The organism is Serratia sp. BNK-33-b, assembly GCF_048684565.1.
In the GTDB taxonomy this organism is placed as follows: domain Bacteria; phylum Pseudomonadota; class Gammaproteobacteria; order Enterobacterales; family Enterobacteriaceae; genus Serratia; species Serratia marcescens.
Genome location: NZ_JBLQTZ010000001.1, coordinates 4387813 through 4411156 on the forward strand (window position 1 = coordinate 4387813; position 23344 = coordinate 4411156).

General features: G+C 60.3%; 25 protein-coding genes. 13 read left to right on the forward strand and 12 right to left on the reverse strand.

From position 1 onward, the window contains the following. Nucleotide 1: 1 nt before the first annotated feature. Genes phnL through phnP form a run of 5 tightly spaced genes read left to right on the forward strand, consistent with a single transcriptional unit; the run spans nt 2 to nt 3805 of the window. Entirely contained in the window at nt 2-706 is a 705-nt protein-coding gene (gene phnL / locus ACMGGK_RS21175; RefSeq protein WP_047729228.1) for a phosphonate C-P lyase system protein PhnL, read from the forward strand. Beyond that, nucleotides 706-1842, forward strand: coding sequence for an alpha-D-ribose 1-methylphosphonate 5-triphosphate diphosphatase (gene phnM, locus ACMGGK_RS21180; RefSeq protein WP_108680096.1), 1137 nt, complete (start codon nt 706-708; stop codon nt 1840-1842). The genes phnL and phnM overlap by 1 nt, the downstream gene beginning before the upstream one ends. After that, nucleotides 1842-2411, forward strand: coding sequence for a ribose 1,5-bisphosphokinase (phnN, locus tag ACMGGK_RS21185; protein WP_021504235.1), 570 nt, complete (start codon nt 1842-1844; stop codon nt 2409-2411). The genes phnM and phnN overlap by 1 nt, the downstream gene beginning before the upstream one ends. Next, a complete protein-coding gene (locus ACMGGK_RS21190; RefSeq protein WP_049243056.1) occupies nt 2408-3010 on the forward strand; it encodes a DapH/DapD/GlmU-related protein in 603 nt (200 codons plus the stop codon). The genes phnN and ACMGGK_RS21190 overlap by 4 nt, the downstream gene beginning before the upstream one ends. A gap of 12 nt (nt 3011-3022) precedes the next feature. Continuing rightward, nucleotides 3023-3805 (forward strand): phosphonate metabolism protein PhnP, encoded by a 783-nt coding sequence (gene phnP, locus ACMGGK_RS21195; RefSeq protein WP_420277184.1) that lies wholly within the window; start codon nt 3023-3025, stop codon nt 3803-3805. On the opposite strand, the gene ACMGGK_RS21200 is transcribed toward phnP, so the two are convergent. Then, the gene (locus ACMGGK_RS21200; protein WP_420277185.1) at nt 3762-4394 is read right to left on the reverse strand and encodes an NAD(P)H-binding protein; all 633 of its coding nucleotides are present in this window, start codon (nt 4392-4394) and stop codon (nt 3762-3764) included. The genes phnP and ACMGGK_RS21200 overlap by 44 nt on opposite strands. Nucleotides 4395-4424: 30 nt before the next feature. After that, a complete protein-coding gene (locus ACMGGK_RS21205) occupies nt 4425-4865 on the reverse strand; it encodes a YhbP family protein (RefSeq protein ID WP_015376428.1) in 441 nt (146 codons plus the stop codon). Nucleotides 4866-5298: 433 nt separating this feature from the next. Here ACMGGK_RS21205 and speFL point away from each other — a divergent pair, with 433 nt between their 5' ends. The 5 genes from speFL (at nt 5299) to ACMGGK_RS21230 (ending at nt 10673) form a co-directional block, all read left to right on the forward strand. After that, nucleotides 5299-5403: a leader peptide SpeFL gene (gene speFL / locus ACMGGK_RS21210; RefSeq protein WP_004933443.1), complete on the forward strand. Its 105-nt coding sequence runs from the start codon at nt 5299-5301 to the stop codon at nt 5401-5403. Between the two features lie 275 nt (nt 5404-5678). Beyond that, nucleotides 5679-7841: an ornithine decarboxylase SpeF gene (speF, locus tag ACMGGK_RS21215; RefSeq protein WP_082997135.1), complete on the forward strand. Its 2163-nt coding sequence runs from the start codon at nt 5679-5681 to the stop codon at nt 7839-7841. A gap of 62 nt (nt 7842-7903) precedes the next feature. Further along, complete coding sequence (potE, locus tag ACMGGK_RS21220; protein WP_049300863.1) at nt 7904-9220, forward strand: putrescine-ornithine antiporter; 1317 nt, start codon at nt 7904-7906, stop codon at nt 9218-9220. A 501-nt stretch (nt 9221-9721) separates the two neighbouring features. Further along, the gene (locus tag ACMGGK_RS21225; RefSeq protein WP_049300830.1) at nt 9722-10240 is read left to right on the forward strand and encodes a nuclear transport factor 2 family protein; all 519 of its coding nucleotides are present in this window, start codon (nt 9722-9724) and stop codon (nt 10238-10240) included. 136 nt (nt 10241-10376) lie between these two features. Beyond that, nucleotides 10377-10673, forward strand: a complete 297-nt coding sequence (locus ACMGGK_RS21230; RefSeq protein ID WP_176063905.1) for a GIY-YIG nuclease family protein — start codon at nt 10377-10379, stop codon at nt 10671-10673. On the opposite strand, the gene ACMGGK_RS21235 is transcribed toward ACMGGK_RS21230, so the two are convergent. Both ACMGGK_RS21235 and ubiT read right to left on the reverse strand, forming a co-directional pair. Then, nucleotides 10660-11163, reverse strand: a complete 504-nt coding sequence (locus tag ACMGGK_RS21235; protein WP_033648656.1) for a GNAT family N-acetyltransferase — start codon at nt 11161-11163, stop codon at nt 10660-10662. The genes ACMGGK_RS21230 and ACMGGK_RS21235 overlap by 14 nt on opposite strands. Further along, entirely contained in the window at nt 11157-11678 is a 522-nt protein-coding gene (gene ubiT / locus ACMGGK_RS21240; RefSeq protein ID WP_028127577.1) for a ubiquinone anaerobic biosynthesis accessory factor UbiT, read from the reverse strand. Before ubiT ends, ACMGGK_RS21235 begins: the two co-directional genes overlap by 7 nt. Nucleotides 11679-11936: 258 nt before the next feature. Between ubiT and ubiU the strand changes: the two genes are divergently transcribed. Together ubiU and ACMGGK_RS21250 are read left to right on the forward strand one after the other, a co-directional pair. Continuing rightward, nucleotides 11937-12932: a ubiquinone anaerobic biosynthesis protein UbiU gene (ubiU, locus tag ACMGGK_RS21245; protein ID WP_239442040.1), complete on the forward strand. Its 996-nt coding sequence runs from the start codon at nt 11937-11939 to the stop codon at nt 12930-12932. A gap of 11 nt (nt 12933-12943) precedes the next feature. Continuing rightward, nucleotides 12944-13822: a U32 family peptidase gene (locus ACMGGK_RS21250; RefSeq protein WP_420277186.1), complete on the forward strand. Its 879-nt coding sequence runs from the start codon at nt 12944-12946 to the stop codon at nt 13820-13822. A gap of 329 nt (nt 13823-14151) precedes the next feature. Here the strand turns inward: ACMGGK_RS21250 and ACMGGK_RS21255 are convergent, their stop codons facing one another. The 3 genes from ACMGGK_RS21255 to ACMGGK_RS21265 are packed head-to-tail and all read right to left on the reverse strand — an operon-like array spanning nt 14152 to nt 17398. Then, nucleotides 14152-15294, reverse strand: a complete 1143-nt coding sequence (locus tag ACMGGK_RS21255; RefSeq protein WP_143779113.1) for an ABC transporter permease — start codon at nt 15292-15294, stop codon at nt 14152-14154. Beyond that, nucleotides 15291-16445 (reverse strand): ABC transporter permease, encoded by a 1155-nt coding sequence (locus tag ACMGGK_RS21260; protein WP_033651473.1) that lies wholly within the window; start codon nt 16443-16445, stop codon nt 15291-15293. Before ACMGGK_RS21260 ends, ACMGGK_RS21255 begins: the two co-directional genes overlap by 4 nt. Then, complete coding sequence (locus ACMGGK_RS21265) at nt 16427-17398, reverse strand: HlyD family secretion protein (protein WP_033638900.1); 972 nt, start codon at nt 17396-17398, stop codon at nt 16427-16429. Before ACMGGK_RS21265 ends, ACMGGK_RS21260 begins: the two co-directional genes overlap by 19 nt. Nucleotides 17399-17629: 231 nt before the next feature. Here ACMGGK_RS21265 and ACMGGK_RS21270 point away from each other — a divergent pair, with 231 nt between their 5' ends. Next, nucleotides 17630-18643, forward strand: coding sequence for a luciferase-like monooxygenase (locus ACMGGK_RS21270; RefSeq protein ID WP_033633542.1), 1014 nt, complete (start codon nt 17630-17632; stop codon nt 18641-18643). Between the two features lie 37 nt (nt 18644-18680). Here ACMGGK_RS21270 and yedF read toward each other — a convergent pair whose 3' ends face one another. The 5 genes from yedF to nlpI form a co-directional block, all read right to left on the reverse strand. Next, on the reverse strand, nt 18681-18920 hold the full coding sequence (gene yedF, locus ACMGGK_RS21275) for a sulfurtransferase-like selenium metabolism protein YedF (RefSeq protein WP_004933486.1): 240 nt from the start codon (nt 18918-18920) through the stop codon (nt 18681-18683). Next, nucleotides 18917-20131 carry a selenium metabolism membrane protein YedE/FdhT gene (yedE, locus tag ACMGGK_RS21280; protein ID WP_097102908.1) on the reverse strand — a complete coding sequence of 405 codons (1215 nt, stop codon included), beginning with the start codon at nt 20129-20131 and terminating at the stop codon, nt 18917-18919. Before yedE ends, yedF begins: the two co-directional genes overlap by 4 nt. Nucleotides 20132-20277: 146 nt before the next feature. After that, the gene (locus ACMGGK_RS21285) at nt 20278-22179 is read right to left on the reverse strand and encodes a DEAD/DEAH family ATP-dependent RNA helicase (RefSeq protein ID WP_342097458.1); all 1902 of its coding nucleotides are present in this window, start codon (nt 22177-22179) and stop codon (nt 20278-20280) included. Next, on the reverse strand, nt 22169-22249 hold the full coding sequence (gene yrbN / locus ACMGGK_RS21290; RefSeq protein ID WP_099032700.1) for a protein YrbN: 81 nt from the start codon (nt 22247-22249) through the stop codon (nt 22169-22171). The genes ACMGGK_RS21285 and yrbN overlap by 11 nt, the downstream gene beginning before the upstream one ends. A 116-nt stretch (nt 22250-22365) precedes the next feature. After that, nucleotides 22366-23250 carry a lipoprotein NlpI gene (gene nlpI / locus ACMGGK_RS21295; RefSeq protein WP_004933495.1) on the reverse strand — a complete coding sequence of 295 codons (885 nt, stop codon included), beginning with the start codon at nt 23248-23250 and terminating at the stop codon, nt 22366-22368. Between the last annotated feature and the right edge of the window lie 94 nt (nt 23251-23344).

Below are 23344 nucleotides of genomic sequence, written 5' to 3' on the forward strand. Positions count from 1 at the left end.
GATGACTATGCAAATCCGAGTTGAACATCTCAGTAAAACCTTTGTGCTGCATCAGCAGTACGGCACCCGCCTGCCGGTGCTGCACGACGCCAACCTGACGGTCCACGGCGGCGAATGCGTGGTGCTGCACGGCCACTCCGGCAGCGGAAAATCCACCCTGCTGCGCTCACTGTACGCCAACTACCTGCCGGACAGCGGCCATATCTGGATCAACCACCAGGGCGACTGGCTGGACATGGTCAGCGCCGACGCGCGCCAAATTCTGGCGGTGCGCCGCCATACGCTGGGCTGGGTCAGCCAGTTCCTGCGGGTGATCCCGCGCATCAGCGCGCTGGAGGTGGTGATGCAGCCGCTGCTGGAACAGGGCGTCGAGCGCGCCGAGTGCCGCGAACGCGCCGAAGCGCTGCTCGCCGCGCTCAACGTGCCGCAGCGTCTGTGGCCGCTGGCGCCGTCCACCTTCTCCGGCGGCGAGCAGCAGCGGGTGAACATCGCGCGCGGCTTTATCGTCGATTACCCGATCCTGTTGCTGGACGAACCGACCGCCTCGCTCGACAGCCGCAACAGCGCGGCGGTGGTGCAGCTTATCGAACGCGCCAAGGCGCGCGGCGCGGCGATCGTCGGCATTTTCCATGATGAAGGCGTCCGCCAACAGGTCGCCGACCGGCTTTATGACATGCAGGCGCCACAGGCGCTGGAGGCCCTCTGATGATCGTCAATAACGTTAAGCTGGTGCTGGATGACCAGGTGGTGCAAGGCTCGCTGGAGATGCAGGACGGCGTGATCCGCAGCTTCGCCGACGGCCCGAGCCGGCTGCCGCAGGCGCTGGACGGCGACGGCGGCTGGCTGCTGCCGGGGCTGATCGAGCTGCACACCGACAACCTGGACAAGTTCTTTACCCCGCGCCCGAACGTCGACTGGCCGGCCCATTCGGCGATGAGCAGCCACGATGCGCTGATGGTGGCCAACGGCATCACCACGGTGCTGGACGCGGTGGCGATAGGCGACGTGCGCGACGGCGGCCACCGGCTGGAAAACCTGCAAAAGATGATCGACGCGGTGATCCACAGCCAACGCGCCGGGGTGAACCGCGCCGAGCACCGGCTGCACCTGCGCTGCGAGCTGCCGCACGAGAGCACCCTGCCGCTGTTCGAACAGCTGATGGACAAGCCGGGCGTGTCGCTGGTGTCGCTGATGGACCATTCGCCGGGCCAGCGCCAGTTCGCCTCGCGCGAAAAGTATCGCGAATATTATCAGGGCAAATACCACCTCAACGACCAGCAGATGAGCGAGTACGAGGCGCAGCAGGTCGCCCTGTCCGCCCGCTGGGCCGCGCCGAACCGCGAGGCGATCGCCGCCCACTGCCGCGCGCGCCGCATCTCGCTGGCCAGCCATGACGACGCCACCGCCGCGCACGTGGCCGAATCCTGCGCGCTGGGCAGCGCCATCGCCGAGTTCCCCACCACCGAGGCGGCCGCCCGCGCCTCGCACCAGCAGGGCCTGCAGGTGCTGATGGGCGCGCCGAACATCGTGCGCGGCGGCTCCCACTCCGGCAACGTGGCGGCGCACCACCTGGCGGCGCTGGGGGTGCTGGATATTCTCTCTTCCGATTATTACCCGGCCAGCCTGCTGGACGCGGCGTTTCGCCTCGCAGCGGACGAGCGCAACGCCTACGATCTGCCCCAGGCGGTGCGTATGATCACCCGCAACCCGGCGCGGGCGCTGGATCTGCAGGATCGTGGCACCATCGCCGAAGGATTACGGGCGGATCTGGTGCTGGCACGGCCGCACGGCGAGCACGTTTATGTGCAGAACGTGTGGCGTCAGGGCAGGCAGGTGTTCTGATGGCGCGGCTCATCTATCTGATGGGGCCTTCCGGCGCAGGCAAGGACAGCCTGCTGGCCGCACTGCGGGCCGACGCCGACCGCGCGCCGCTGGTGGCGCACCGCTACATCACCCGGCCGGCGGACGCCGGCTGCGAGAATCACATCGCGCTGAGCGAACCCGAATTTCTGCGCCGCCGCGCCAAGGGGCTGTTCGCGCTCGACTGGCAGGCCCACCAGCAGCGCTACGCGTTCGGGATCGAAGTGGATCTTTGGCTGCTGCAGGGGATCGACGTGGCGGTCAACGGTTCGCGCGCCCACCTGCCGCAGGCGCAGCAGCGCTACGGGGCGCAGCTGCTGCCGGTGTGCCTGCAGGTCAGCGCCGCGATCCTGCGCCAGCGCCTGCAGGATCGCGGGCGGGAAAGCGCCGAACAGATCGAGCAGCGGCTGGCGCGGGCGGCGGAATATCAGCAGAGCCTGCCCGCCGGCTGCCGGGTGCTGCACAACGACGGCCCACTCGACGACACCCTGGCGGCGCTGCTGGCGCTGCTGCCGACCTCTACCCGACAAACTCAGGACGCGACGCCATGAACGACTTCGCCCAGCCGAAAATCGGCGACAACGTGACCCTTAACCGCACCCGGCTCGGCCAGTATGTGCATCTGGCCGACGATGCGATCCTGGAAGAGGTAGAGATGGGGGACTACTCCTACACCGCCGGGCACAACCAGATCTTTTACGCCACTATCGGCAAGTTCGTCTCCATCGCCTCCTATGCGCGCATCAATCCCGGCAACCACCCGACCTACCAGCGCGTCGCGCAGCACCACTTCACCTACCGCGCTTCCGAATACGGGCTGGGGGAAGACGACGCAGCGTTCTTCGACTGGCGGCGCGAGCACCACGTCACCGTCGGCCACGACGTGTGGATCGGCCATAACGCCATCCTGATGCCGGGCGTCAGCGTCGGCAACGGCGCGGTGATCGGCAGCGCGGCGGTGGTCACCAAGGACGTGGAGCCCTACAGCATCGTCGCCGGCGTGGCGGCCAAAAAGATCGGCATGCGCTTTGACGACGCGCTGATAGAACGCATCGAACGCAGCCAGTGGTGGCACTGGGATCACGCCACGCTGCAGGCGCGGCTGGCGGATTTTCGCGACATCAACCGCTTTGCGCAGAAGTACCTTTAACGGAGGGGAGCGATGCAACTGACCTTTCTCGGCACCGGCGGCGCGCAGCAGGTGCCGGTGTTCGGCTGCGACTGCCCTATCTGCCAACGGGCGCGGCGCGAGCCGGCATTTCGGCGGCGAGCGTGCAGCGCCATGCTCAACTATCAGGGGGAAACGACCTTATTGGATGCGGGATTACCGGCTTTGGAGCGGCGATTTTCGGCGGGGCAAATTCAACGTTTTTTACTGACACATTACCACATGGATCACGTTCAGGGGTTATTTCCTTTGCGTTGGGGGTGCGGAAATTCCATTCCGGTATATGGCCCGCCGGATGAACAGGGCTGCGACGATCTGTTCAAACACCCCGGCATTCTGGCGTTTCAGCCGCCGCTGGCGCCCTTCACCACCGTCGAACTGGGCGGCATGCGCATCACCCCGCTGCCGCTGCAACACTCCAAACTGACCCACGGCTATCTGATCCAGGCGGGGGGCGCTGCGCTGGCCTACCTGACCGACACCGTCGGCCTGCCGCCGGCCACCGCCGACTATCTGCAGAACGTGGCGCTGGATCTGCTGGTGCTCGACTGCAGCCTGCCGCCTCAGCCGCAGGCGCCGCGCAACCACAACGATCTGACCCGCGCGCAGGAGACGCAGCGGTTGCTGCAGCCCAAACGCACGCTGCTGACGCACATCAGCCATTATCTCGATCGGTGGCTACTGGACCACGAACTGCCCACCGGGCTGGAGCTGGCGTTCGATCACCTCAGCGTCAGCCTCGGTAGCAGTGCAGCCGATCCGACTCCAGCAGCCTGACCCCTTCACCCGGCGTGAACGCCTGCTGCAGCAGCGTTTGCGCCACGTCTTTGGCGGCGACCGCGCGCCATTTGCCGGGCAGCAGCCTGAACAACGGCAGCGTAAGGCGCTCCATCAGGCGCGGCGCAGGGCGATCCCCCACCAGCATGGAAGGCCGCACCAGCGTCAGGCGCGGCCAGCGCTGTTCGCGCAGCGCCTGCTCCATCTCGCCTTTGGTGCGGTTATATAAGAAGGTGGAATCCGCATTGGCACCCAACGCGCTCACCACCAGACAGTGCTGTGCCCCCAACCGGCGGCCAGTCAGCGCGCTCTCCACCACCAGTTGGTAATCGACGTAGCGGAAGGCATCGGCGCTGCCCGCCGCCTGGCGGGTGGTGCCCAGGCAGCAGAACACCAGATCGACCGGCTGCTGCAGGCCGCTCAGCAGTTCGAACAGCGCATCACCGACCGGATTGCTCAGCTTGCCGTGCGGCGGCAGCGGCGTGCGCGTCGGCGCCACGATGGCCGTTATCTGCGGATCGCTTTGCAACAGCTGCAGCAACTCGCGCCCCACCAGCCCGGTTGCGCCGACTAACAGTGCTCGCGCCATGCGATCTCCCGTTGTAATCAATACGTCGATTTAAAGTATAGACCGCGCCCAATGCAGCTTCTTGCCGAAGCCCAGGGTGTTGTCGGTCATCTTCACCTCGTGCAGATCCAACCGCCATACCGAGGCCTTCATCGCCCTGGCGATCGGGAAGCGCTTGCAGTAACGCGCGCGCGCCGCCTCGGCCTCTTCGCCGCTCAGCAGCACCGCCTCGGCGCGATACTGCACGCCGCGGATCAGCGCGATGCTTTTCGGTTTCGGCGCGATGGTGCCGACCACCCGGCCGTTGTTCAGCATCAGCCCGCCGTGGCGGGTGTGCGGTTCGGTCATCAGCCACAGCGCCATCGTCGCGGCGTCGAACACGTAAAAACAGTTGGCGCACCACATGTCGAGACCGTCGCCGGCGCACAGCGTCAAGACGTGTTGCTTGCCGATGAAATCCGCAATCTGCTGCCGTTGTTCTGGGGTATTCAAGGTTACTCGCCTCCCTGTTCACTCACTTCATCTTACCCTGCGTTGTTGAAGCGAGTCACAAATAACGATAATCATCAAAAAACAAAATTGAATATAAAAACACAATAAATGAATTTTTATTAACTTAAGCCCAAAGCGGATTTATAACATAAAAAATACAAGACGGATTTATTTGATCGTTATGCAACCGGTTAATCGAGCGATTTTATTGTTCTCATCCTGACGACACGCAAATTTAGCGCACACGTCCGGCACCGATTAGCAATTTATTTACATACCCAGTTGACTCCCTGAACACGATTTATGCAATTCACTGCATAACTTATGAATAGTTATTTATCAAAACCGGCATTTATGTGACTTTAATCACGATTTTTAGCCCGCCTTGCGTTAAAATAGCGCCATCTTTTCACTCAGCAAGGTGGATTAGAAAATGGAAAACAATAACCGAAAAATGGCGCACATCAGGCGCACAACCCATATTATGATGATGGCTCATCGCAGCTGCTTTAGTTTCGCATTCTTCAACTACAGATAACCCTCACCCCCTCGCTCTTACGCCGTTGTTAAGAGTGTCTTTGCATTTCACTTTATTCTCCGCACTCCGGTGATAATGTCTTTTCCCCGCAAACCGGGAAGGGCGCGCAATACATTTTTAATACCGTCAAAGAGCCTCCAAGAAAAATAAAACAAAGAACACAGTTAATGCCTTTTGGCATCACTGGGTTCTCGTACACCTTTATTTTCGTGAAGGCGTTAGCGGCAAATGAAATTATTTGCCGGCGGAATGCCTTTGCCTAAAGAATGAGAAAAATGAAAAAATTAAAAATTGCCGCCAACACCCAAACCCTCGGCTGCTTTGAAACTGAACGCGACATCGTCGATGTGCATCACAGCGATTTCAATGACGTCGCCGCCATCGTGCTGTCGGTGGAGGACGTCGCGCAAGGCATGGTGGCGCGCATCGAAGAACACGGCCTGAACATTCCGCTGTTCGTCGCCGTCTGCTGCGAAGAAGAGCTGGATAACGCCGTCTTGCCGGCGCTGCACGGTGTGTTTGAACTGTGCGGCAAGAATACCCAGTTCTACGGCAAACAGCTGGAGGCCGCCGCCGCCAAATATGAGAGCGAACTGCTGCCGCCGTTCTTCAACACGCTGACGCAATACGTAGAAATGGGCAACGCCACTTTCGCCTGCCCCGGCCACCAGGGCGGCGAGTTCTTCCGCAAACACCCGGCGGGCCGCCAGTTCTTCGACTTCTACGGCGAAACGATTTTCCGCTCCGACATGTGCAACGCCGACGTCAAACTGGGCGACCTGTTGATCCACGAAGGCGCGCCTTGCGCCGCGCAGCAGCACGCCGCCAAGGTGTTCAACGCCGACAAGACCTACTTCGTGCTCAACGGCACCTCGGCCTCGAACAAGGTGGCGACCAATGCTCTGCTGACGCGCGGCGATCTGGTGCTGTTCGACCGCAACAACCATAAATCCAACCACCACGGCGCGTTGATCCAGGCCGGCGCCACGCCGGTTTATCTGGAAACCGCGCGCAACCCGTTCGGCTTTATCGGCGGCATCGACGCGCACTGCTTCGACGAACGCTACCTGCGCCAACAGATCCGCGAAGTGGCGCCGGAACGCGCCAACGAAGCCCGCCCGTTCCGCCTGGCGATCATCCAGCTCGGCACCTACGACGGCACCATCTACAACGCCCGCCAGGTGGTCGACAAGATTGGCCACCTGTGCGATTACATCCTGTTCGACTCCGCCTGGGTGGGCTATGAGCAGTTCATTCCGATGATGAAAGACTGCTCGCCGCTGCTGCTGGAGCTGAACGAAAACGATCCCGGCATCATCGTCACCCAGTCGGTGCACAAACAGCAGGCCGGCTTCTCGCAAACCTCGCAGATCCATAAAAAAGACAAGCATATCAAGGGGCAGAGCCGCTACTGCAACCACAAGCGCTTCAACAACGCCTTTATGCTGCACGCCTCCACCAGCCCGTTCTATCCGCTGTTCGCCGCGCTGGACGTCAACGCCAAGATGCACGAGGGCAAGAGCGGCCAGCGCCTGTGGCAAGAGTGCGTGCGCGTGGGCATCGAAGCGCGCAAAATGCTGCTGGATACCTGCACGATGATCAAACCGTTCGTGCCGGATCAGATCGACGGCAAGCCGTGGCAGGCCTATGACACCGCGGCGATGGCCAACGATCTGCGCTTCTTCAACTTCGTGCCCGGCGAGAAGTGGCACGCCTTTGAGGGCTATGCCGAGTCGCAGTACTTCGTCGATCCATGCAAGCTGCTGCTCACCACGCCGGGCATCGATACCGCCACCGGCAGCTACAGCGAGTTCGGCATCCCGGCGACCATTCTGGCCAACTACCTGCGCGAAAACGGCATCGTGCCGGAAAAATGCGATCTCAACTCGATCCTGTTCCTGCTGACGCCGGCGGAAGACATCGCCAAGATGCAGCACCTGGTGGCCCTGATCGCCCGCTTCGAGAAGCACATCGAGCAAAACTCCCTGCTCAGCGAGGTGCTGCCTGCGGTCTATAAAAACCACCAGCAGCGCTACAAAAACTACACCATCCGCCAGTTGTGCCAGGAAATGCACGATCTTTACGTCAGCTATGACGTTAAAGAACTGCAAAAAGAGATGTTCCGCAAAAGTTATTTCCCGCGCGTGGTGATGAATCCGCAGGACGCCAATACCGAGTTCGTGCGCGGCAATGTGGAATTGGTGTCGCTGGCCAAGGCCGAGGGCCGCATCGCCGCCGAAGGCGCCCTGCCTTACCCGCCTGGCGTGCTGTGCGTGGTTCCCGGTGAAATTTGGGGCGGCGCCGCGCAGCGTTATTTCTTGGCACTGGAGGAAGGCATCAATTTATTGCCGGGGTTCGCGCCGGAATTGCAGGGCGTTTATATCCAACAGGATGAGGACGGCTGGAACCGCGCTTACGGCTACGTCATGAAAAATTAATCACCTTACGGGGCGGCGATTATTCTCGCCGCCCGGATCGCATCCTAAAAGAGAAAATGATCATGAGTAAGTCCAATAATAAAATGGGGGTCGTACAATTAACGATCCTGACCGCCGTGAATATGATGGGTTCCGGCATAATTATGCTGCCGACCAAGCTGGCCGAAGTAGGCACGATTTCGATCGTTTCCTGGCTGGTGACCGCCGTCGGCTCGATGGCGCTGGCCTACGCCTTCGCCAAATGCGGCATGTTCAGCCGTAAATCCGGCGGCATGGGCGGCTACGCCGAATACGCCTTCGGTAAATCAGGCAACTTCATGGCGAACTATACCTACGGCGTTTCGCTGCTGATCGCCAATATCGCCATCGCCATTTCCGCCGTCGGCTACGGCACCGAGTTGTTCGACACCACGCTCAGCCCGCTCGGTATCTGTATCGCCACCATCGGCGTGCTGTGGCTGGCGACCGTCGCTAACTTCGGCGGCGCGCGCATCACCGGCAAAATCAGCGGCATCACCGTCTGGGGCGTGATCATTCCGGTGGTGGGCATCTCGGTCATCGGCTGGTACTGGTTCAGCGGCAGCGCCTACGTCGCCGCCTGGAACCCGCATCAGGTGCCGACCTTCGAAGCCATCGGCGCCTCCATCTCAATGACCCTGTGGGCGTTCCTGGGGCTGGAATCCGCCTGCGCCAACACCGACGTGGTGGAAAACCCGGAGCGCAACGTGCCGATCGCCGTACTGGGCGGCACCCTCAGCGCGGCGGTGATCTATATCATTTCGACCAACGTGATCGCCGGCATCGTGCCGAACATGGATCTGGCCAACTCCACCGCCCCGTTCGGGCTGGCGTTCTCCCACATGTTCAACCCGACGGTCGGCAAGATCATCATGGCGTTGATGGTCATGTCCTGCGTCGGCTCGCTGCTCGGCTGGCAGTTCACCATCGCTCAGGTGTTCAAATCCTCCGCCGACAGCGGCTTCTTCCCGAAAATCTTCTCCAGGCTGAGCAAGGCCGACGCGCCGGTTAAAGGCATGCTGACCATCGTCGTCATCCAGAGCGGTTTGTCGCTGATGACCATCAGCCCATCGTTGAACAAGCAGTTCAACGTGCTGGTGAACCTGGCAGTGGTGACCAACATCATCCCGTACATCCTGTCGATGGCGGCATTGGTCATTATTCAGAAAGTGGCGAAGGTGCCGGACAACAAGGCGCGCATCGCCAATATCATCGCCGGCATCGGCGCGCTGTACAGCTTCTATGCGCTCTACAGCTCCGGTGAGGAAGCGATGATGTGGGGCGCCATCGCCACCTTCCTCGGCTGGACGCTGTACGGCATCGTCTCGCCGCGCTTCGAGCTGGCGGGAAAAAAGGGGTAAAGCGGTAAGGCACCGGCGGCCGGGGATGGGATTGTGATGGGGCGCAATATCACCTCATCGCAACCCTGGCCAGCCGACGCTCTCTGTCGCCCACGCCGCTCTAGTGACTGGAATGACTCACTCTCTTTCTTACTCTCGGGCTTTATTATCAGTAAATCCAAGCCACCAAGCATAATTCCTGTTCACTACCGCCATTCATAAATAAAAAGCATCAAAACATCATTGATACCGCTTATATAAATCCATTTAAAACAGCGTTCTCGCTTCGTCACCCCATGTGCGCCAATGCCTTCGCCATGAATAAAAACCTTATTTAATATTGAGTTAGGATGATTATTGCCGTTTTACAGGGACTTTATTTCCCGAACGCCTAAGCACTTTCTATCATCTGCTCTGCTTTCCGGCGGTGCTATGATCATCGTTGATTTACAACCAATCACCGGCTCATCATCGGAATAAACGGCCAATTATTCACCCCGGAAGTCACGTGACGAGGTTTATATGAAAAACAATGAAAAACTCATTGTGAAAGCAGAAGAGACTCAACTGCCAAAAGATGTGGTTTATGCATTCTTGATGAACACGGCAAAGGAAGACGTCACCAATGCCGCCATGCGTCTTATCGATGAAAACGCGGTTTATACTTCCCTGAACTTTGAAAACAAAGAGCTCAAACAGATCGAGCCCTGGGCGGGCACTTCTCAAGGGCGACAGGTTTACATCGATACCTTTTCAAATGTCGGCACTTACTGGGAGATAAACGACTTCACGATCGGTGACATTCTTGCCGACGGAGGCATCGTGGCCGTATTTGGTCAATTCACCTATACCTCAGTAGCGCTAGGCCATCAGTTCACCTCTCCTTTCGCAATAAAAGCGCAGGTCAAAGACGGAAAAATCGTTTATTTCCAGTTTATGGAAGACACCTATGCTTCCGCGGCTTCATTCCGCGTCAGTGGCGAGTGGACAATTCAGCATCATAAAGGGGAAGAAAACAAATTTACCGTGGGTGTAAAATAATCCCTTATCGTCAAGACGGAATAAACAAACCGTTCCGCCAGTGGTGAAATCCATCGTTAAATCGTGACAAAATAGAGATGCCGCGCTTAGCTATGGCGGCCTGATGTCATCTCTACCCTTGCACAGGATCCCAATGATGGACTTGCCCCACTGGTATCTCTATATGCTGCGTTTACCGAGCGGCATGCTGTACACCGGCATCACCACTGACGTGGCGCGCCGCATGGCAGAACACCAGGCCGGCAAAGGCGCCAAGGCGCTACGTGGTAAAGGGGAGCTGACGCTGGCGTTTCACTGCCAGGTGGGGGATCGCTCAACGGCGCTGAAGCTGGAATACCGCGTCAAACAGCTGAGCAAAATACAAAAAGAGCGGCTGGTGAATCACCCGCCGCTGTCATTGGAGTATCTATTGCCGGTCGTTAAAAGCGATTAAACGGCGCCGAAAAAGCCACTTCGCCGCTGACGCCATTCAGGGCGTCTTCCGCCAGCGGATACACCTGGAACGCGCTTTCCGTGTCCGGCCAGCGACAATTCAGACCATAGGCGGCGGCCGGTTTGAAACCGAAGCGGCCGTAGTAGGCCGGATCGCCCAGCACCACCACCGCGGCGTAGCTGAATTCGTTCAGCGAATCCAAGCCTTCGTACACCAGCTTTTCAGCCAGCCCCTGGCGGCGCAGGCTTTCATCAACCGCCAGCGGCGCCAGCGCCACCCATTGGCGGTCTTCGCCGGCCACGTCTACCGGGCTGAACGCGGCGTAACCCACTACCCCGCCTTCGTCGTCAGTGGCGACCACGCCCAGCGTCAGCAGGCCGTCTTCACGCAGCTGCTGCACCAGATCGGCTTCGTCGTCGCGGCCAAAGGCGCGGCGCAGCAAGGCGTCAATGCCCGCCGCGTCTACCGGGATCTCTACGCGGATCAGCATGATACCGCCACACGGGAAACCGACGCCGTGCCCTCCTGCAGCCCTGCTTCGACAAAATCAGCCAACTGCAGCAGCCCCATGCGCAGCGGCGCAGGCATGCTTTCCAGCTCGATGGCGTCCATCAAATTTTTCACATACAGGCCCAATTCGGTATCCCCTTCAATCTGCAGCCGACGCTGAAAGAACAGCGTATCCGGATCTTGCTTGCGCGCCGCGATCAGGATCAGATCGTTGGCGTCGCCGCTGAAGCTGACGTCCGCTTCGGCGTGCTGGCTGACCACCAGTTTGTCGTTTTCTACCGTCATAAACCAGTGTAGCGCCAGATCGCGAACTTCGATCTTCAACCAGCGCGATTCGAGAAATTCCAGCTCGCCATCCGCCAACGCCTGGCGGAACTGCCAGCTCAGCACCTGTTGCAGCAACTGGCGCTGCAGGGCGAACGGCGTGAATTTCAGCGGGATGCGCAGCAGCGACGGCCCCTGGCGCACAAGGCGTGCTCGTAGTTGTTCCAACACGGTCATCCACTCCTTTCAATACGGACTACCGCTATTTTGCCACACTGGCGCGCGGCTTCAGCGGTCTATATCAACAAATAGTGCATTTCACCGCCATGTTTATCAATACGCCATAAGCTGCCCCAAATCAAAACCTGTGTGCGCCCCTTTGCCTAAAATGGCCTCCCCGATTCGCGTTTGCCGGCGGAACACCGCCGCCGGCAACCTTTAAAGACAGCGTGCGCCCGGCCGGGCGTACGGCTAAGCCAGGATAAATCTATGGAGCTGCTTTGTCCCGCCGGCAACCTGCCGGCCCTGAAGGCCGCGGTGGATAACGGCGCCGATGCCGTTTACATCGGTCTGAAAGACGATACCAACGCGCGCCACTTCGCCGGCCTCAACTTCACCGAGAAAAAGCTGCAGGAAGCGGTCGATTACGTGCATCGCCACGGCCGCAAACTGCATATCGCCATCAATACCTTCGCCCATCCCGACGGCTACGTCCGCTGGCAGCGCGCGGTGGATATGGCGGCCCAACTGGGCGCCGACGCCCTGATTCTGGCGGATCTGGCGATGCTGGAATATGCCGCCCAACGCTACCCGCAGTTGGAACGCCACGTTTCGGTGCAAGCTTCCGCCACCAACGAGGAAGCGATCCGTTTCTACCAACGCAACTTCGAGGTCGGCCGGGTGGTGCTGCCGCGCGTGCTGTCGATGCACCAGGTGAAACAGCTGGCGCGCACCAGCCCGGTGCCGCTGGAAGTGTTCGCCTTCGGCAGCCTGTGCATCATGGCCGAGGGGCGCTGCTATCTCTCTTCCTACCTGACCGGCGAGTCGCCGAACACCGTCGGCGCCTGTTCGCCAGCGCGCTTCGTGCGCTGGCAGCACACCCCGCAGGGCATGGAGTCGCGCCTGAACGACGTGCTGATCGACCGCTACCAGGACCATGAAAACGCCGGTTACCCGACGCTGTGCAAGGGCCGCTATCTGGTGGACGACGTTCGCTACCACGCGCTGGAAGAACCCACCAGCCTCAATACGCTGGAGCTGCTGCCGGCGCTGCTGGCCGCCAACATCGCCTCGGTGAAGATCGAAGGCCGCCAGCGCAGCCCGGCTTACGTCAGCCAGGTGGCGCGCGTCTGGCGCCAGGCGATAGATCGTTGTCAGGCCGATCCGGCCGCCTACCGCGCCGACGCCGCCTGGATGGAGACGCTGGGCGCGATGTCCGAGGGCACCCAAACCACGCTGGGCGCCTATCACCGCAAATGGCAGTAGCCGGAGGAAACATGAAATACGCACTCGGGCCGGTACTCTACTACTGGCCGAAAAACGACATCGCGGCGTTCTATCAACAGGCGGCGGACAGCAGCGCCGACATCATTTATCTCGGCGAGAACGTCTGCACCAAGCGGCGCGAGATGAAGGTCGGCGATTGGCTGGCGCTGGCGCGTGAAATCGCCCGCAGCGGCAAGCAGGTGGTGATCTCCACGTTGGCGCTGCTGCAGGCGCCGTCCGAACTGAATGAGCTGAAACGCTATGTGGAGAACGGCGAGTTCTTGTTTGAAGCCAACGACCTGGGTGCGGTCAACATGGCGGCGGAGCGCGGTCTGCCGTTCATCGCCGGCCATGCGCTGAACTGCTACAACGCTTATACCCTGCGCCTGCTACGCCGCCAGGGCATGATGCGCTGGTGCATGCCGGTCGAGCTGTCGCGCGACTGGCTGGCCAACCTGCTGACGCAGTGCGACGAACTGGGCTTCCGCCACGACTTCGAAGTGGAGGTGCTGAGCTACGGCCACCTGCCGCTGGCCTATTCGGCGCGCTGCTTCACCGCCCGCTCGGAAAACCGCGGCAAGGACGAGTGCGAAACCTGCTGCATCAAGTATCCGCAGGGTCGCATGATGCGCTCGCAGGAGCAGCAGCAGGTGTTCGTGCTCAACGGCATCCAGACCATGAGCGGCTACTGCTATAACCTCGGCAACGAGCTGCCGAGCATGCAAGGGCTGGTGGACATCGTGCGGCTATCGCCGCAGGGCGCCGAGACGCTGGCGCAAATCGACGCCTTCCGCGCCAACGAGCGCGGCGAGCAGCCGCTGACTTTAACCGACCACGCCGACTGCAACGGCTACTGGCGCCGCGTGGCGGGGTTGGAGTTGGTGGGGTGATGCCCTCTTGTATTCAACAAATGGGCACCTATTGTGGTGCTCATTAGATCTGCCTGTACGGCAGTGAACGCCCGTACCTGCCAGGCAACATCCGAGTAAACTTTCTAAGCTGCCTGTACGGCAGTGAACTAGAAGTGATAACCGAAAGCAATATTGCCGTTTTTCTAAGCTGCCTGTACGGCAGTGAACAGTTAGCAAGTGATTCTAACCTGCTGAGAAAAAAGATAATCGGCCGTTACTCACCCAAAAACCCTTTTTCCGGTAGAGAATGCATTTTATTGAAATTAAAAGCATTAATTTTAGTCGCCAAAAAAAGGTCAATGAGGGGATCAACTCGCCCGCCGCTTCCTGAACATCCCGCGCAGCGCCACGCTGTTGCGCAAGAAGGCCACGCCGAAGCCCAGCAGGGTGTAGACCACGCCGAGTATCAACATCATCACCACATCGCCCCACACTTCATTCAGCGACAGCCCCATCTGGTTGACGCCGGCGATCGCCTTGGTGCCCCAGGTGGAGGGAATGCTGTACGAGATGGCGCGCACCCAGGCCGGCATCGACTGCAGCGGCCAGATGGTGCCGGACAGGTAGAAGACCGGCGTCGTGATGAACGCCAGCGTGAGGTAGATCATCTCGACGCTGCGCAGGCACTCGGTCACCAGCTTGCCCAGCCCCAATACCGCCAGCAGGAACGGGAAGGTCAGCAGCAGCAGTTCGGCGATGTTCGCCGTCTGCCTATAGCCCAATACCCACGGCCACAGCACGAACAGCACGATCGACAGGAACAGCCAGATCGGCAGCAGCGCCGTCAGCCCGCCGAGGTGCGCCGCCAGGGGCGCCTTGCCGCCGGGCATGCTCTTCATGGCGATATTGACGCGGATACAGGCGATCAGCAGCGAGTGCTGCAACAGCATCACCAACAGGCCGGGGAAGATGATCGCCGCGAAGCTGATGCCGGGGTTGAACACGTCCAGCGTTTGTCCCAGTATCGGCGTCAGCAGTATCTGCGCCTGCCGTTCGCTGAAGCCGCTGCGCAGCAGCAGCCCGTTGTTGTACTCCGTCAGCAGCTGCTGATAGGCCGCCACCACGTCTTGTTGGATCTGGCCGTTGGCCAGGCGGTTGGTGGCGTCGCCGTAGACCGGCACCACGATGTTCTGCCCGCTGAGGATCTTCTTCTCCAGATCCACCGGCATGATGATCACCGCAAACAGCTTGCGCCAGCTGAGATCGCGCTGCGCCTGTTCCAGGCTGTCGTAGGTTTCAATCGCGATCTTGGAGGTGGCGTCCAGTTGGCGGATCAGCTGCCGGCTGGCGGTGCTGTGATCCTGATCGACCACCCCCACCGGCAGATCCCAGACCGTGCGGTTGGCGTACACCAGGCTCATGATGCACAGCGACAGGATCAGCATCAGCCACACCGGCCGCTCCAGCATGCCGAGCAGCACTTTAACGAAGGTTTGCCAATAGAGCTTCATCCGGCATTCCCCTCTTTTTCCAGCCGCGCCGGCAGGCGATTGCGCACCAACAGCGCGGCCACCAGCGGATAGACCGCCAGCAGCGCGCACACGCTGAAGATGGCGCTGGCGTGCACCTGTCGCAGGAACACGTCAAACATCGCGTACAGCGCGTGGGTCAGCGGTTCGATGTTGGAAATGATGCGCGCCGGCAGCGGCATCGACAGCTCAGGCACCGCCATACCGGAGAAGGTCATCGCGATACTGACCAAAATACCGATCAGGCTGTAGGCGGTGATGGTGCTGCCGGTAAAGGTGTACAGCAGCAGGCCGATGCTCTGCGCCGCCATCACATAGAACAGGCCAATCATCAGCATAAACAGCGGGTTGCCGCTGACGCGGGCGTCAAAGATGCCCACCAGCGCCGCGATCTCGACCATCAGCAGGGTGGTGAAACACAGCGTGTACGGCGCCAGCTTGCCGAGCAGCGCCAGGCTGAACGGCTTGGCCTGCAGCAGCGACTTGCTGCGCGCCAGCACATAGATCATGCAGGTCACCGCGAACAGCTGCAGCAGGTGGATGGTGGCGGCGAACTGCTGGTAATAGATATAGCTGCCGCTGGCGTTGAACAGGCTGCCGTAGGAGAGCGTCACGTCCGCCAACGGCGGCAGCGTTTTGCCCATCTCGGTGGCGATGATGCTGCGGGTGCTGGCGTTGATTTCGTTCATCAGGCCGCCGAAGTCCTGAGTGGAGTACAGCCCGGCGCCGTAGAACAACGCATTGTAGTACATCACCACGCTCGGCTGTTTGCCCGACAGCGCGTTGGCCTCAAGATCCGGCGGGATATACAGCAACGCGTAGTCCTGCGCGCTGCGCAGGCGGCTCAGCGACTCCGGCAGCCCGCCGCCGTAAGCCTCGACGTGGGCGTGCGAACCGGCGTCCAGCCGGCGCGTCAGCGATTTGGACAGCGGGCTGTGATCGCTGTCCACCACCGAGACCGGCAGATCGAGCAGCGTGCCTTCGGAGAAGTTGCTGCTGATCAGCGCAAACAAGATCAGCGGAAAGATCCAGCTCAGCCAGTGCACCACCGGGCTGCGAAAGGCGACGCGACACTCTTTGTCGAACGCGTGACTGAAGCAGCGCCAGCCGGCCCTTACTCTTTCCATTGCCATAAGGTGCTCATCCCCGGACGCAGGCCGTCCACCGGCTGTGACGGATACAGGCGCACTTCGAAGGTTTTCAGGTCGAAGTCGCCGGTGGCGCGGGTGGCGCGTTTGGTGGCGTAATCCCCCAGCGGCGCGATGTAACGCACCTCGGTGTCGATCATTTTGTCCTTCAGCGCCGGCACCCGCAGCTTGACCTTGTCGCCTTTGCGCACGTGGGCCAGGATGTCTTCACGCAGGTTAAACACGAAGTAAGCGTCCGGCACCCGGATCAACGTCACCAGCGGGCTGCCGGCGTTCAGCAATTCGCCCACTTCGGCCGGGATCGGCCCCACTTCGCCGTCCACCGGCGCTTTCACCTGCAGATCGTCGCTCTGCGCCTGGATCTGCAGCAGGTTCTCTTCCGCCGCCCGCAGCGCCGCCGCATATTGCTGCCGCTGCTCGACGCGGTCGCCGTTGATGCCTTCATCCAGGTTAGCCTTGGCGGCCTGCACCTGCTGGAAGGCGGTGTCGCGCGACCGGCGCGAAGCGTCCAGCTCGGACTTCGAGATATAGCCCTTGCCGGCCACGCTCAGGTTACGGTTGTAGTCGTTTTGCGCATTGCGGTACTGCGCCTCGGCCTGCGCCAGGTTGGCGCGCAGGTTGCGGATGCTCTCTTCACGGGTGCCGTGCAGCGACAGCTCGAGCTGCGCTTTGGCCTCGTCGCGCGTCGCCTGCGCGGAACGCAGCTGCGCCATCAGTTCGGGGCTATCGAGTTGGATGATCAGCTGGCCGCTTTTCACGTCATCGCCGCGTTCGATCAGGCGTTCAACAACCCGGCCTTTCGCCTTGGATGCGACGATCACTTCGGGGGCATCCACTTCACCCTGCAGTAACAGATCCTGATTGTGCGCGCGGAACAGGATCGCCAATGCGATCGCCGCCAACATCAGCAACAGGGTAAACAGCGTCTTTTTTTTCATTATATCGGCTCCCGGAACGGTAAGCGGCGGGCGGGGATCATCATTTCCATGTCTCAAATTGCTCCAAAAAACACCATTGCACTCATGAGGATATCACAAGCACATATCTCCTCTTTTATAACTATAAATTGGATTATGCTTTTAACACTAAAAAGCATCTTTTTTCGGCCTTTTAGTATGCAGATTCCTGCAATCGCCCTTTAAGCGATCCACTCTCTGATGGACGATGTCATGACTGAACACACTGCCGTACCGCTTTCGGTACTGGATTTATCGCCAATCCCGCAAGGGGCCAAGGCGCGCGACGCTTTCCACTGTTCGCTGGATCTGGCGCAGCACGCCGAACGCTGGGGCTACCAGCGCTACTGGCTGGCCGAGCACCACAATATGACCGGCATCGGCAGCGCCGCCACCTCGGTGCTGCTGGGCTATCTGGCCGCCGGCACCCAGAGCATTCGCCTCGGCTCCGGCGGCGTAATGCTGCCGAACCATGCGCCGCTGGTGATCGCTGAACAGTTCGGCACGCTGGAATCGCTCTACCCCGGCCGCATCGATCTGGGGCTGGGCCGCGCGCCCGGCACCGATCAACGCACCATGATGGCGCTGCGCCGCCACCTGTCCGGCGATGTGGATACCTTCCCGCGCGACGTGCAGGAGCTGCAAAACTATTTCTGCGACGCGCAGCCCGGCCAGCCGGTGCAGGCGGTGCCGGGCCAGGGGCTGCATGTGCCGCTCTGGCTGCTCGGCTCCAGCCTCTACAGCGCACAGCTGGCGGCGCAGCTCGGCCTGCCGTTCGCCTTCGCTTCGCACTTCGCTCCGGATATGCTGTTCCAGGCGCTGCAGCTGTACCGCGAGAACTTCAAACCCTCCAAACAGCTGGCGCAGCCGCACGCCATGGTGTGCGTCAACGTGATCGCCGCCGACAGCGACCGCGACGCGCGCTTCCTGTTCAGCTCGATGCAGCAGCAATTCATCAATCTGCGCCGCGGTTCGCCCGGCCCGCTGCCGCCGCCGGTGGATAACATCCACGCGCTGTGGACCGCCGGCGAGCAGTATGGCGTCGAACAGGCGCTGCGGATGTCGATCGTCGGCGATGAAAAAACGGTGCGTCACGGGCTGCAAACGCTGCTGCGTGAAACCGATGCCGACGAGATCATGGTCAACGGCCAGATCTTCGATCATCAGGCGCGGCTGCGTTCGTTCGAGATCGTCGCCGGGGTGAAAGGCGACATCGTGAAGGGCTAAAAAACGAAAAGGCGGTGGGAACCCCACCGCCTTAGCGTTAACGCTGGATCAGATAGCGGATGGTCGGCCCGTCCTGCTGGATATCCAGCACCTTGTAGCCGTGGTTGCGCGCATCAAGCGGGATGTTGTTGATCGACTGCGGGCAATCGCTGATCACCTCCAGGATCTCTCCCGGCTTCAGCTGCGGCATCGCCTCCAGCGTCGCCACCGCCGGGTACGGGCAAGGCTCGCCCAGCATGTCCAGCCGGTAGTCCGGCACTATCGTCGTCTCTTTCATGGCATGCTCCTCAAATTCACCACCTGCGCCTCAGGCCGGGCGCGGAAAAAGCGTTTCTCCCACCACAGCATGGCGGCGAAGGCCAGCGCCAGCAGCAGGTAAGTCACCAGCAGGCCGCCGATCGGGCCGAAGGTATCGAGCAGGTTGATCTTGTCGTAATCGGTCGCCAGCGCCGGCGCCAGGTCGTCCCAGTAATAGGCCAGCAGCGTAGCGCCGATGATGTTGCCCAGCCCCACCCACCAGTAGTGCACCTGCCCTTCCACCGCACGGTACATCCAACCGGTCTCGCAGCCGCCGGCCAGCACGATGCCGAAGCCGAACAGCAAACCGCCCAGCACCGCATTCGGGCCGGCCCACATGATCTTCGGCGCCACGCCGAGCTGCACATAGCTGAAGATGCCGATGGCGCTCACCGCCATGCCGATGATGATGGCTTTCGCCATGTGGGTGCGGCCGGTGATCCACAGATCGCGGAACGCCGAGGTGAAGCAGATCTGCGCGCGTTCGATCAGCAGGCCAAAGCCGATGCCGAACAGCATGGCGATGCCAAGCTTCGGCGCATCGAACAGCGTCCACAGCGACCAGGCCACCGCCAGGCCGAAGACGGCCATGCCCAGCTGGAAGCGGCGGCGCGCCTGCTCAGGCTTCTGCGTCAGCGGCGCGGCGGCCTTTACCTTTTGCAATTTGACCGGAATGCGGAACATCGGCAGCAGCGTGAATTTGGCGCCGAAGTAGGAGCCGGCGGCAGTCGCCAGCGCGAAGAACCAGGCGTGCAACGAGAACTGCGGAATGCCGGTGAAGAATGCCGCCAGGTTGCAGCCCATCGCCAGGCGTGCGCCGAAGCCGGCGATGATGCCGCCCAGCAGCGCCTGCACGATGCGAATGCGGTGCTGCGGCTGACGCAGTTTGATGTTGTTGGCCCACAGCGCGGCGGCGATGCAGCCGGCGAACATGCCGATGATCATGCGCCCGTCGATGCGCTCCAGCGGCGTGCCCTGCAGGCCGATGACCTTGAAATAGCCCCACTGCTCGGGGTGCAGGCCGAACCACTGCAGCACATGGCCGCCCCAGCGAGTGAATTCGCCGGTCACCGCCCAGAAGGTGCCGGTCATGCCGAAGTAGTAGGTAGAAAGGATCCCGGCGGCGATCACCGCCGGCAGCGGCGCCCAAAAGCGCACCAGGTATTGAGATTTAAACTGCTGCCAACTCATGGCATCTCCCGTGCATATCATCCGTAAGAAAAAACCTTATGAATGATACGCCATTCAGGGGCGTTTGACGGCAACTTTCAGGCATAAAAAAACCAGCCCGCAGGCTGGTTTTTCAGAGCGCTTCACCGCGAACGGCGAATCAGCAATTACGCGTCGCCGAAACGACGACGTGGTGCCGCCGGTGCGCCATCATCACGGCGTGGCGCCGGCTTGCCGTCGCGGTTGTAGTTACCGCCACGACGCTCGCCGCCGTTACCGCCTTCACGACGTTCGCCGAAGGAGCGACGCGGGCCGCCTTCGCGACGTTCGCCGTTGAACGGACGACCATTGCCGCGACGCTCGCCGCCGTTGCCACCGTCACGACGCTCGCGACGTTCGAACGGCTGTGCATCGCCCAGCAGCTGCATGTTCATCGGCTTGTTCAGGATGCGGGTGCGAGTGAAGTGATTCAGGATCTCGCCCGGCATGCCTTTTGGCAGTTCGATGGTGGAGTGGGAAGCGAACAGCTTGATGTTACCGATGTAACGGCTGCTGATGTCGCCTTCGTTAGCGATAGCGCCAACGATGTGACGCACTTCTACGCCATCGTCACGACCCACTTCGATACGGTACAGCTGCATTTCGCCAACGTCACGACGTTCGCGACGCGGACGATCGCCGTCACGGCTGTCACGACGGTCGCCACGGTCGTTGAACTCGCGGCGCTGACGCGGCTTGAAGACCGGATCCGGCGGCAGGATCAGCGGACGTTCGCCCTGAGCCATTTTCAGCAGCGCTGCGGCCAGGGTTTCCATATCCAGCTCTTCTTCCGGCTGCAGTTTGGTCAGCAGTGCGCGATACAGGTCCAGATCGCTGCTTTCCAGCTGCTGCTGAACTTTCGCGGCGAACTTGGCCAGACGACGCTCGCCCAGCAGTTCTGCGTTCGGCAGTTCCACTTCAGGGATGGTCAGCTTCATGGTGCGTTCGATGTTGCGCAGCAGGCGGCGTTCGCGGTTTTCCACGAACAGCAGCGCGCGGCCGGCGCGGCCCGCACGACCGGTACGGCCGATACGGTGAACGTAAGACTCGGAGTCCATCGGGATGTCGTAGTTGACAACCAGGCTGATGCGCTCAACGTCCAGGCCACGGGCCGCAACGTCGGTCGCGATCAGGATATCCAGACGACCGTCTTTCAGACGCTCCAGAGTCTGCTCACGCAGCGCCTGGTTCATGTCGCCGTTCAGCGCGGCGCTGCTGTAACCGCTGCGCTCCAGCGCTTCGGCCACTTCCAGGGTCGCGTTCTTGGTACGGACGAAGATGATCGCCGCGTCAAAGTCTTCGGCTTCCAGGAAACGCACCAGCGCTTCGTTTTTACGCATGCCGTAGACCGACCAGTAGCTCTGGCTAATGTCCGGACGGGTGGTCACGCTGGATTGGATGCGCACTTCCTGCGGCTCTTTCATAAAGCGGCGGGTAATGCGACGGATCGCTTCCGGCATGGTGGCGGAGAACAGCGCGGTCTGATGTTCAGCCGGGATCTCAGCCATGATGGTTTCTACGTCTTCGATAAAGCCCATGCGCAGCATTTCGTCGGCTTCATCCAGCACCAGACCGCTCAGGTTGGAGAGGTTCAGGGTGCCGCGCTTCAGGTGGTCCAGCAGGCGGCCTGGGGTACCCACAACGATTTGCGGGCCCTGACGCAGAGCGCGCAGCTGCACGTCGTAACGCTGGCCGCCGTACAGGGCTACCACGTTGACGCCGTTCATGTGTTTGGAGAAATCAGTCATCGCTTCGGCAACCTGAACCGCCAGTTCACGGGTCGGCGCCAGCACCAGGATCTGAGGTGCTTTCAGGTCTGCCTGCAGGTTGTGCAGCAGCGGCAGCGAGAACGCTGCAGTTTTACCACTACCGGTCTGCGCCATGCCCAGCACGTCGCGGCCGTTCAACAGGTGAGGAATACACTCAGCCTGGATCGGAGATGGTTTTTCATAGCCCAGATCGTTCAGGGCGGAAATGATTGGAGCAGACAGCCCCAGATCAGCAAAAGAGGTTTCAAACTCAGTCGTCATGTACACGTGCCTCATTAATAATGGCAGCCAGTCTACATAACTCGTCGAGAAAATTTTCAGTCATTTTCATTGAAAAGTGTGAACCGGCTCAAATTAGATTATAAAACGAACAAAAAAGCCCTCGCCCGTGAAGGCGATAACTTTGGTTAAAAACCAATGTCCATCAGGCTGATAGGTGTTCGTCAGCTATTGCTGGTCCGATTCCGATAGGTCGTCTTGCTCTTGGCCCAAAAGCGCCAATTCCAACAATGCATAGCGGTGCTCAACGAAGTTGTGAACGTTGTTAGACACCGTCAGTTTGAACAGCGCCGAAGCGGTGTCCTTGTCCCCCAGACTCAGGTAGTGTTTACCCAAATAGAAGTCAGTTTCACTGAGATGCTCAGCGAGCGAAGTGTTATCCGTTGCATCTGCCTTGAGGCGTTCCATCAGCGTTTTTTCGCTGATCTTGCCCAGGTAGAATTCGACAATATTCCATCCCCATTGCCCTCTGTCCGCTTTGTCATAGCGCTGCTGAAGCGCTACCTCGGCCTTCTTGGGATCGATTTCTCTCTCCACCAGATACAGCCATAACGAACGGAAGGGATCGTTTGGGTCGTCTTGATAAAACGCCTGCAGATCATCCTGCGCCAACGGGAAGCGGCCGCCATAATACAGTGCGATGCCCCGGTTTAAACGCGCGTAATTGTAAGTTGGATCAAGCTCTAGTACAGAATCAAACGCTTCATAGGCAGCATCAAAATTGCCTGCCTGCGTTAAGTAAATGCCCAGGTAGTTGAAAACTTCCGGCATGTCGGGACGTATCGCCAGCGCCTGCGAGAAATCATTGCGCGCTAATGCACGTAACCCGAGGCTATCATACAGCACACCGCGCTCATATAAAAGCTGTGCGCGTTCGTCATCCGTCAGTGCCCGGCTGGCAAGAATTTGTTCCATGCGCGCCAGGATCACTTCCTGCTGCAACGTTGGCTGCAACGGGATTGCCAAAACTTCGTCTTTACGCCAATCATGGTTGCTGCATCCTGCCAGCATGAGTGCTGTCGCAACGTAACACCAGCGCAAGAAAGGCTTCATTTCCCACTCCCGAAGACAAACATTGGATGAACGTCCTGTCCTCCGTTTGCTAAAACGCGGGCATCCTACCCGCGCGATACGAACAGCTCCCAAC